The organism is Acinetobacter lactucae, from assembly GCF_013122135.1.
Lineage (GTDB): Bacteria > Pseudomonadota > Gammaproteobacteria > Pseudomonadales > Moraxellaceae > Acinetobacter > Acinetobacter lactucae.
Genome location: NZ_CP053391.1, coordinates 116,156 through 126,462, shown reverse-complemented (window position 1 = coordinate 126,462; position 10,307 = coordinate 116,156). Strand labels below are relative to the sequence as shown.

Below are 10,307 nucleotides of genomic sequence, written 5' to 3'. Positions count from 1 at the left end.
TATAAACGGCTGCACTTTATAAAAAACAGAACTATCTGTCTACATGATTATGCTTTTTTTAATTCGTTTTTTTATATTTTGACCTATTCCCAAGCAATAAAAAGCCCAACATAGTGTTGGGCTTTTTGATAGAGCTTTAAGCTCTTTTTTTGGTTGTCTTAAATACTGGATAAAAACGGAACAACTGCCATAGACAGACCAGTAATAGTAAGAGGAAATAGACCAATGACCAAACTGGTAAAGATTGACCTAAAAAGGTCCAATCAATTGCTGCACATTCACCTGAACCCGACAATACTTCTTGTAAAACCGTTTTCATTGGTAAGGCATCAATTAAATAGTTTAAACCCGGGCCACAGCTTGGTACTTGATCAGGTGGCAAATGCTGTAGCCATACATGACGTCCTGCCACACCCACTGACCATAAAATTGCGATACCTGCCAAAAATGCATAAAAACGTTTAACCGCATTGGAAACAGGGTTATGCAAAAAGGCTATGAGTGCTACAAGGCCCATCGCCATTAAGCCAACACGTTGAAAAATACAGAGCGGACATGGCTCTAAACCTTTTACATGTTCCAGATACAACGCAAAAGACATGCCGACTATACTTGCTAAAACAAGTAGTCCACTCACCAAACGGTAACTTAATCGCATGTAAAACCTCGTTTTATTATCGATATTGTTCAAGATATTGATCAAAACTGATCTTGGTATCTTGCTCAAGTTTTTCTTGCTGCTGTAAAGATTGCGCAGCCAACTGTTCAAAATGTTTCAAAGTTTCCACACTAAGCTCATGCTGTTCATAACTTTCAGCATGTAACTGAGCCATGTGGCTACCAAAACTCCAAGTTCCACCATGCTTTAACGTATCGTCAATGACATGGGCAGATAAAGTTTCATCAACTTCATCAATTCGTGCTTGCATGACCGCCAAAGCTGAACCATACAAGTCCGTTGCATAGGTCTGATCGAGTAGCTGCGCACAATCTTGCATTTTTGCAATATATAAACGTGCCCAATCTTCAATGTGATATGACCCAGTTAAATCTGTAATGCTTGCGTTCGGCGCTCGACCTCGGTTCACCACCTCTGTCTGATTTTTCTCAACCAAGTCTTGCTCAGGACATAACAAGTCTGGGCTATCACTTAACAGACAATAAAGTGCTAACACTTCAAGAAAGCCTGCTGTCGTTTCATCAACGCCAATTGCCGAGTATGGGTTTACATCTACAGCACGTAACTCAACATAACCGACGCCTCGATTTTTTAAAGCTTGAGACGGTGTTTCACCTGCTTGAGGCACCTGTTTTGGACGTACTAGACTGTAATATTCATTCTCAATCTGCAAAACATGATCATTAATTTGCAACGGCTCACCAGATGCATCATTTAACCCTAAACGGCTAAATGGTGGGTAAGGAGAATGAACGGCTTTTTGTAAACCATCCAGATAGCCAGACAAATTGTTGTAATGAATACCTAAGCTTTTTTGTGCTGAGTTTTGATAGCCCAATCGTCCCATACGGAGTGCTGTAGCATACGGTAAATAGTATGAACCTTTGATTAAAGGCAACAAATGATGTTTGTGTCCGGTCAAGAAACAACGACATACTGTTGGACTCGCGCCCACCAAGAACATGACCAATGGTGTTAAACGAATAAAATTACGAATAAGCCCAAAATAACGATGGCTACGGTAATCCTGCAAACTTAATGATTTTAATTGTTCGTCAGTTTCATGAGCTTGTAGCTCGGCAAAAAATGTATCTGGAAAAGATAAGTTGTAATGCACCCCTGAAATGGTCTGCATACGACGGCCATATCGAATTCCTAACCCACGGCGGTATAGTGTTTTAAAACGACCAATATTAGAGGTGCCGTATTGTGCCAGACGAATTCTTTCTTCATTGTCGTCTAACATACATGGCATAGACAGCGGCCAGAGTTTCTCACCATTTTCTAAATGACGGTGTACAACCGCATGAATATCGGTGAGCTCGTGCAAAGCTTCTTCAATGGTTGGCTTAGGTGAGGTAATAAACTCCATTAACGCTTCTGAATAATCAGTCGTAATTTTTGGATGTGTTAAAGCCGAACCTAATGCCTTTGGATGTAACTCTTGTGATAAGAACCCATTACTTTGCATACGTAGGCTTTCACGCTCTATTCCACGTAACATGCCTTGTAGTAGCGACGAATCCACCCAAGCAGGAATAACTGATTGAGATGGTGTAGTGGGTTGACTCATGCATTTGCTCGCTTATTAAAGATCACTATATACAAAATCGTGAGATGATACGGTTACTTATATAATCACATCATTCCAGTTTGGCAATTTTTATCACAATCTTGTTATTTAAGACACGAAAGAATTGTGATTTTATTGAAGAATAATTGCTAAAGAGTTGTCAATATCATGAACGAACAAGACATTTTAAATTTCTGGTTTTCTCCTGAACACCGTTCACTTTGGTTTGCGAAAAGTGATGATTTTGACAAAAAAATCCGTGAAACTTTTTCTGATGTTCATCGACAGGCAACTCAAGCAGAACTCTGGTCTTGGCGAAAAACAGCAGAAGGTCGTTTGGCAGAGATTATTGTACTAGACCAGTTTTCTCGTAATATTTATCGTGATCAGCCCCAATCTTTTGCCTATGACAGCTTGGCATTAGCTTTGGCACAAGAAGCAATTAGTTTGCAACTCGATGCACAGCTTAATCCAGAGCAACGCTCTTTTTTATATATGCCATTTATGCATAGTGAATCGAAATTCATCCATGAATTTGCCTTGAAACTATTTCAACGTCTTGGTAATGAAATTAACTTAAGCTTTGAGAAAAAGCATAAAGTCATTATTGATCGCTTTGGACGTTATCCTCACCGCAATACCATTCTCGGACGTGTTTCTACTCCAGAGGAAACCGAATTTTTATTAGAACCGAACAGTAGTTTTTAAAGCTTCTTAATTTTTAATGCTGAGTCATCTTTGTTTTAATGCTCAGCTGGGAGTTCACCATGAAATATCTCTCTCTTTGTTTAGCCTTAGGCACTGCCTTAACCTTAACTGCTTGTGCAACGACTCCAAGTAAACCAAAAACCTTTGATCAACTTGGCCAGTTTTCGGCCTATCCGTTAAATGCTCAAACGTTTCGAATCAGCTTTCAGGCTGATCCAAACATGAGTTATGGAGCAGCTGAAGAAATCACTTTGGTAAAATCAGCACAAACGACCGTACAAAAAGGTTTCCGCTTTTTTAAAGTACTCAATGACCCAAGTAACCAAAGCCAGAAACCACCACGTCAGGCTGTAGTTTACCCATCTGCACCAAGCTTTTACCCATATGGTTACTACCGCCGCTATCCGGGTTTCTGGCATGATCCGTTCTATGATTTCCCACAAGTGGTCAATATCGACCCTGTTCAAGTGTCGTATACTATTGAATGTTATCGGGATCAAAAGCAGGCTCCTCAGGATGCTTTTGATGCAACCTTGATCTTGAAATCAATCGGACAAAAATATGGATTGAGTCCGACAGGAGCGCTGTTGCCACCGCCCGAGCCTCCAGTAAAACAAAAATGAATAGGATAAATTTATGAGCATGGCAGAAGAAGTTCACCACGTGCCCAGTCTTAAACGTAGTAAATATTTTGCTACCCTAGCGCTAATCATCGTCGTTGTGCTGTGGATTGCACTGATGGTAGCCGATCGTTTTCTGCCAGAGTACACAGATTTTATTCATATTTTGATGCTAGGGGCTGAAGCAGGTGTAGTTGGTGGTCTAGCCGATTGGTACGCGATTACGGTTCTATTTCGGAACCCATTTGGTAAGTTACCAATTCCTAAGTTTTTACGGGACCATACCGAGATTATTCCACGCAATAAGGCACGCATTGCAGAGTCAATGGGCCGTTTTGTACAAGAAAATTTTCTTTCGCCTCAAGTGGTTGAAAGAAGCTTAGAAAAAACTGACTTAAGCCTCGCAATTGGTCAATGGTTGGCAAGTCCGCAAAATAATACGCAAGTGGTACAGCTCATTCAGCAAACTGTGCCGAAAATTTTTGAATTTGTGAGCCAAGAACAAATTGCCAATTTCGTGCAAAACAACAGCGTACAATGGGTGCGTAATACCCAAGTCAACAAACTGGCAAGTGAAATGCTGCGTGCAGTATTGGAAAATGATTTCCACCAAGATGTATTGCAGCGAGGTCTGGATATCGCTCATGAGTGGGTCGTACAAAATCCGGATAAAACCCGTGAATTAACCCGAAAAATGTTTAAAGCACTGGGTGTATGGTCTCTTGCAAGAGGTGCAAGCTGGATTGGAATTGATGTTCAACAACGTACAATCGATTCACTCGTTGAAAAAGTAGAATCGATGCTGGCCGATCATGAACACCCATGGCGACAAGAAATTGAAACCATTGCCCACTCTCTCATGCTTGAGCTAGCGAAACCAGACAGCGTTGCGAGTCAACGCCTTAACAGCGGTAAAGATGCGCTCCTTGATAGTCCTCAAGTTTTAAATTTTATTAGTGGTGCTGTCACCATTTTATGTGATGCCATTAAAGAAGATTTAATGAAAGAAGACTCTGGCATTGCAATGAACCTGCGAGCTGCAATTCAGCAGCTAGGTGAAAACCTTGTTCAAAATGCAAAAGTACGGGAAGTTCTCAACAAAGAAATGACAGGACTAGCGATGAATTTTACGGATCAATATAGCCATAAAATCATACGCTATGTCAGTGAGCGCATTCATGAGTGGGACTCTCGGGAAATGATCGGAAAAATTGAAAACGAAGTCGGTGGCGACTTACATATGATCCGAGTAAATGGCGTTGTAGTCGGTGCATTTATTGGTTTAACCCTCGGTGTCATTCGAGCGGTGATTGAATCAATTTTATAACTTTAAATATTTTTATAAGAGAACAATATGCTTCAGCTACAATCAAAATTGGCCACTCAAGGCGTGACTATTTTTAGTACTATGACGGCACTGGCACATCGTCTAGGTGCACTCAACCTGTCACAAGGCTTTCCAGATTTTCCAGCGCCACAAGCCTTACTTGAAGCCTTATCTCAAGCGACTTTAGCTGGACATAATCAGTACCCGCCTGGCGATGGTATTCTCGGTTTACGGGAGCAGCTCGCTTTACAGTTTCAGCAACGTGATCAACTTCAACTTGATCCTGTTACTCAAATCACAATTACTCCCGGTGCAACCATTGCGATTTTTTGTGCTATACAAGCCTGCATCAATGTAGGTGATGAAGTCATTATTTTTGACCCAAGTTATGACAGCTATGGCCCTTCTGTACAGTTAGCAGGCGGTAAAGCAGTTCATATTGCGTTGCAAGCGCCTGACTTTAAGGTGAACTGGCAACAGGTTAAAGATTTAATTAATGACAAAACCCGTATGATTGTGGTGAATACGCCCCATAATCCAACAGGTACCATCTGGGCAAAACAAGATTGGTTAGAACTCATTGAATTGATTCAAGATAAAAATATTTTGGTTTTATCTGATGAAGTCTATGAACATTTAGTTTTTGATGGTCAACAACACTATAGTGCTTTGCATTTTCCAGAGCTCAGAGAGCGTAGTTTTGTGATTGGTTCTTTTGGAAAAACCTTTCATGTGACGGGATGGAAAACAGGTTACTGCGTCGCTTCACCTGAGCTAATGCGTTTATTCCGCCAGATTTATCAATATGCGAATTTCTGTGGCACGACTCCTTGTCAGATTGCCCTAGCGCAATATATGGAGCAACATCCAGAACATATTCAAGAACTTTCTCAGTTTTACCAAACGAAAAGAGATCGATTTAATCAGGCAATTCACAATAGTCGTTTTTTACTAAAACCATCTCAAGGTACTTATTTCCAAAACCTTGATTACAGTCAAATTCGTCCCGACTTAAATGATGTAGAAATGTGCCAGTTTCTTGCCGAGCAACATAAGATTGTGGCTATTCCAGTTTCGGTTTTCTACCAGCAAGCGCCTGAGACTTTACGCTTGATTCGATTCTGCTTTGCAAAAAATGATGAGACTCTGCAAAAAGCAGGAGAAATCTTGAATGAATGTTAATAAATTTAGCCACTTAGCACTGTAAAAATACTACAAGTCATTCACTCCAAATATGCTAAGTTGAATATCCGCCCCGCTCAACAAAGAGATGGGCGATGGAGAATACATGCCACCAAGACAGTCCTTAATTCAACAGCAAAATCTATGGAAAACATTTTTTGTTTTCTTGCTACCCTTGATTGCAACCAATATTTTGCAGAACTTGTCGGGAACTATTAATACCATCTTTGTTGGTCAAATGATGGGAGTTGATGCGATTGCTGCCGTCTCGGTTTTTTTCCCTATTTTGTTTTTGCTCCTCGCTTTTATTATCGGGATTTCAACAGGTACTACTGTTTTAGTCGGGCAAGCATGGGGCGCGCAAAATATAGAAAAAGTTCAAAGTGTGGTTGGTTCTACCCTGTTTATGACCATTATCGGTGGAATCATTACTGCGATTATTGGTGTATTTTTCGCTCACGATATTTTAGAGCTTTTAGGCACCGATCCAAAGGTAATGCATCTCTCGTTGCCTTATGTGCAATGGATGCTGGCGGGTAGCCCACTGCTGTTTGTTTATATTATCTATACCTCAATTTTACGTGGTGTCGGAGACAGTACTACCCCTTTACTGGCCCTTGCTTTAACCAGTGTAATTGGTTTGGTGATTACCCCAATATTACTTAAAGGTTATTTTGGTTTACCCGCTCTAGGGATCATTGCTCCAGCAATCGCAACGATTACGGGTTATGTAGCTATTTTGATTTTTCTCGCGATTTATCTAAACAAGAAAAATCATCCACTTCGCCCGAACCGTCAGCTTCTACAACATATCCGTCATAATCCAGAACTGAGCAAAATCATTTTGCGCTTAGGCGTCCCAACTGGCATTCAAATGATTACGACCTCAATGGCTGGTTTAGTGATTGTTGGGTTGGTTAACCATTATGGTTCACATGCTACAGCAGCGTATGGTGCAGTGAATCAGGTGCTCAACTACATTCAGTTTCCAGCGATTTCGATCTCAATTGCAGCTTCAATTTTTGCAGCGCAAGCGATTGGTGCGGGTAAATCAGATCTATTAGCGCGAGTAACCCGCACCGCTTTGGGGATGAATTTTTTATTTACAGGTACCTTAATTGCACTTGGCTATCTATTTTCAAAATATTTAATGGCTTTGTTTATTACTGACCCAACTGTGGTGGTGTTAGGTCAACAGCTGTTATTTATTGTACTTTGGGCAATTTTATTCTTCGGTGCAGGTGCCATTTTTGCATCTATCATGCGTGCGAGCGGTACCGTGACGGTTCCAATGCTGATTAACATCTCTGCCATTTTATTTATTGAAATTCCATGTGCTTACTGGTTTAGCTCAATGTGGGGACTTAAAGGTATTTGGGTTGCCTATGCCTTGGCATTTGTTAGTTTATGTATTATTCAAGGTTTGTATTATCAATTTATCTGGAAGAAAAAGACGATCAAAGTTCTTATTTAGAACCACCCAAGCCACATAAAAAAAGCCATTATTTGATGGCTTTTTTTAATTTAAATCTTATTTCATCCATTTGGTCACAACGGTTGAAGCACGTTGATATCCTGTTGGGAACAAACGCTGCAATGCATCAAGAAATTTTGCATCACTACCAATCAATAAACGGCGTTTATTTTTCAAAACAGCATCCAAGATTTGACGAGCCGCTTCTTCTGGTGGAGTACGTAAGAACTTATCAAAGTTTTGAATCGATTTAGCCGGATCCATACCCAAACTACTCAAGCTATCACTCATTTTTGCAGCTTTAGCAATATTGGTACGAATTCCCCCCGGATGTACGCACAAAGAACTCACGCCACTTTTTTCAATATCCAACTCTTGACGTAATGATTCGGTAAAACCACGTACAGCAAATTTAGTTGCATTATAGCCAGATTGGGTTGGTTGAGCAGTTAAACCAAATAAGCTCGAGATGTTAATAATATGGCCATCTTGAGTCTGCTTAATGAATGGTAAAAATTCTTTAGTACCGTATACGACACCCCAGAAGTTAATCCCCACAATCCACTCTAAATCTTCGTAGGTCGCGCCTTCGACAGTTGACCCTAATGCAACACCAGCGTTGTTAAAAATCAGGTTAACAGAGCCATGATCTTGCACAGTTTCTTGTGCCCATTGCTTTACCGCTTCACGGTCAGACACATCAAGCTTTTTGGTGGTAATAGTAATATTGCTGTATGGTTTTAAAAGCTCGACAGTTTGTTGTAATCCTTTTTCATTAATATCACTCAACGAAAGATGGCAGCCCTGTTTTGCCAAAAGAATTGCTAACTGTTGCCCAATGCCAGAACCCGCGCCCGTAATTGCAGCGACTTTGTTTTTAAAATTTTTCATTGTCCATCCTTTGTTTTTCGATATTTGCACAGTCAGTTCATTGCATGTGCAGTTTAGACAACTTCAATATAATTTTGACAATACACATTGTCAATATAGTACACTGTAATTTCAGATAGAATGGCACAATTCTTCTGAGCGCTTTATCATAGTGAGCATATTTGGCCAAAACCTATAAATTAGGCAACCATTCTTTAGGAAACAACTTATTTATGGCGACTAACGACTCAACCAGTAAAAAGAAAACAAAAAGTGTGAGTAAAGAACGTCAGTTCAAAGGTTTATCTCTATCTGAACGTAAAGAGGCGCGCCGTGAAAAACTGATTGAAGCAGGTATTGCGACCTACGGAACCCTTGGTTTTTTTTCAGTGACGGTAAAAGATGTCTGCCAAGAGGCAAAGCTCACAGAACGTTATTTTTATGAATCATTTAAGAAGAGTGAAGATTTATTTCAAACCATCTTTTTAAAAATGATTGAAGAATTACAACAAAATCTGATGCAAGCCGTGATTAAAGCTGCACCCGATCCAGAAAAAATGGTTGATGCAGGTTTAAGAGCACTGCTGACGACATTAAAAGATGACCCGAGATTAGCTCGTATTGTCTATGTAGACGCAGTCTTGGTACAAGAATTACATAATCAAGCCACCATTCAAGAAACACTTGCGCAATTTGATCGCATGATTCAAGCCTTCGTTATGCTGACCATGCCCCAAATTCAGCACCACGAAAATGAACTCTCTTTAATCGCAACTGGTTTAAATGGATATGTCACTCAAATTGCGATTCGTTGGGTTATGGGAGGGTTTGAGCAATCTCTTGAGCAGGTTTTAACCGCATGTCGTATTGTTTTCTTGTCTTTATTAGCTCAGGTTTCAAAATAATATTAAAGTTTTTTGACAGCTTAAAATGTGAAAAACAACTAAGTAATTACTGTGTTAACCTATTGAATGACTTTAGAAAGTTTGAAGCTTACATGTCACAATTTGGTCATACCTTTGCCTTAGTTTTGTCACAAATTATTGCTAAATTCAATTTTATAGACTTTTCTGCAATGAAATTGTCATAATTAATCTTTGTAATAAGCCTGTCATAACTACAAAACGGTTCACCGTTAAATCTATAGGATATTGCGCTGTGAAAGATGACTATATTTTAATTGTCGATGATGAGCTTCCTATTCGCGAAATGATCCATACTTCTTTGGACATGGCAGGCTTTCAGTGTTTACAGGCAGAAGATGCCAAACAGGCTCATCAAATTATCGTCGACCAACGTCCGGCGCTTATCTTGCTTGATTGGATGTTACCTGGAGGCGTAAGCGGTGTCGATTTATGTCGCCGCTTAAAACGTGATGAGAACCTCGCAGAAATTCCAGTGATTATGCTGACTGCTCGCGGAGAAGAAGACCATAAAGTACAGGGTCTTGATGCGGGTGCAGATGACTACATGACGAAGCCTTTCTCAACACGTGAACTGGTTTCTCGTATTAAGGCAGTTCTGCGCCGCGCTAATGCATTAAGTGGTGAAAAAACAATTGATGCCAACGGATTAATCCTTGATCCTGTAAGCCAGCGTGTTAGCTTTGGCAACAGCATTTTAGATATGGGCCCAACTGAATATCGCTTACTTGCGTTTTTCATGACCCATCCTGAACGTGCATATACGCGTGCCCAGTTGCTCGATCAAGTGTGGGGCGGTAATGTATATATTGAAGACCGCACTATCGATGTGCATATCCGTCGTTTGCGTAAAGTCTTAGAACCTTTTGGTGTTGACCGATTTGTTCAGACTGTACGTGGAACTGGCTACCGTTTCTCTACACGTGCAGATTTAGCCGCAGGTTAACCAAG

The 10,307-nt window shown here is 40.4% G+C and carries 10 protein-coding genes; 7 read left to right on the top strand and 3 right to left on the bottom strand.

The window, feature by feature from the left end; genetic code table 11:
* Positions 1-136: 136 nt before the first annotated feature.
* Both HLV59_RS00580 and gshA read right to left on the bottom strand, forming a co-directional pair.
* Positions 137-658, bottom strand: coding sequence for a disulfide bond formation protein B (locus HLV59_RS00580; RefSeq protein ID WP_002121896.1), 522 nt, complete (start codon positions 656-658; stop codon positions 137-139).
* 16 nt (positions 659-674) lie between these two features.
* Positions 675-2,252 carry a glutamate--cysteine ligase gene (gshA, locus tag HLV59_RS00575; RefSeq protein WP_171429075.1) on the bottom strand — a complete coding sequence of 526 codons (1,578 nt, stop codon included), beginning with the start codon at positions 2,250-2,252 and terminating at the stop codon, positions 675-677.
* A 168-nt stretch (positions 2,253-2,420) separates the two neighbouring features.
* On the opposite strand from gshA, the gene HLV59_RS00570 reads away from it, so the two are divergent.
* The 5 genes from HLV59_RS00570 to HLV59_RS00550 all read left to right on the top strand — a co-directional run bounded on the left by HLV59_RS00570 (position 2,421) and on the right by HLV59_RS00550 (position 7,563).
* Positions 2,421-2,960 carry a DUF924 family protein gene (locus HLV59_RS00570; protein WP_171429073.1) on the top strand — a complete coding sequence of 180 codons (540 nt, stop codon included), beginning with the start codon at positions 2,421-2,423 and terminating at the stop codon, positions 2,958-2,960.
* A gap of 59 nt (positions 2,961-3,019) precedes the next feature.
* A complete protein-coding gene (locus HLV59_RS00565) occupies positions 3,020-3,583 on the top strand; it encodes a CC0125/CC1285 family lipoprotein (protein ID WP_016143814.1) in 564 nt (187 codons plus the stop codon).
* A gap of 13 nt (positions 3,584-3,596) precedes the next feature.
* Positions 3,597-4,907, top strand: coding sequence for a DUF445 domain-containing protein (locus HLV59_RS00560; RefSeq protein ID WP_031949645.1), 1,311 nt, complete (start codon positions 3,597-3,599; stop codon positions 4,905-4,907).
* 27 nt (positions 4,908-4,934) lie between these two features.
* A complete protein-coding gene (locus tag HLV59_RS00555; RefSeq protein WP_171429071.1) occupies positions 4,935-6,089 on the top strand; it encodes a pyridoxal phosphate-dependent aminotransferase in 1,155 nt (384 codons plus the stop codon).
* Between the two features lie 106 nt (positions 6,090-6,195).
* Positions 6,196-7,563, top strand: coding sequence for an MATE family efflux transporter (locus HLV59_RS00550; RefSeq protein WP_032054538.1), 1,368 nt, complete (start codon positions 6,196-6,198; stop codon positions 7,561-7,563).
* 57 nt (positions 7,564-7,620) lie between these two features.
* Here HLV59_RS00550 and HLV59_RS00545 read toward each other — a convergent pair whose 3' ends face one another.
* On the bottom strand, positions 7,621-8,454 hold the full coding sequence (locus HLV59_RS00545) for an SDR family NAD(P)-dependent oxidoreductase (RefSeq protein WP_016143818.1): 834 nt from the start codon (positions 8,452-8,454) through the stop codon (positions 7,621-7,623).
* Positions 8,455-8,666: 212 nt separating this feature from the next.
* Between HLV59_RS00545 and HLV59_RS00540 the strand changes: the two genes are divergently transcribed.
* Both HLV59_RS00540 and phoB read left to right on the top strand, forming a co-directional pair.
* Positions 8,667-9,338, top strand: a complete 672-nt coding sequence (locus HLV59_RS00540) for a TetR/AcrR family transcriptional regulator (protein ID WP_000224580.1) — start codon at positions 8,667-8,669, stop codon at positions 9,336-9,338.
* Positions 9,339-9,591: 253 nt separating this feature from the next.
* On the top strand, positions 9,592-10,302 hold the full coding sequence (gene phoB / locus HLV59_RS00535) for a phosphate regulon transcriptional regulator PhoB (protein ID WP_000650776.1): 711 nt from the start codon (positions 9,592-9,594) through the stop codon (positions 10,300-10,302).
* Positions 10,303-10,307 lie beyond the last annotated feature (5 nt).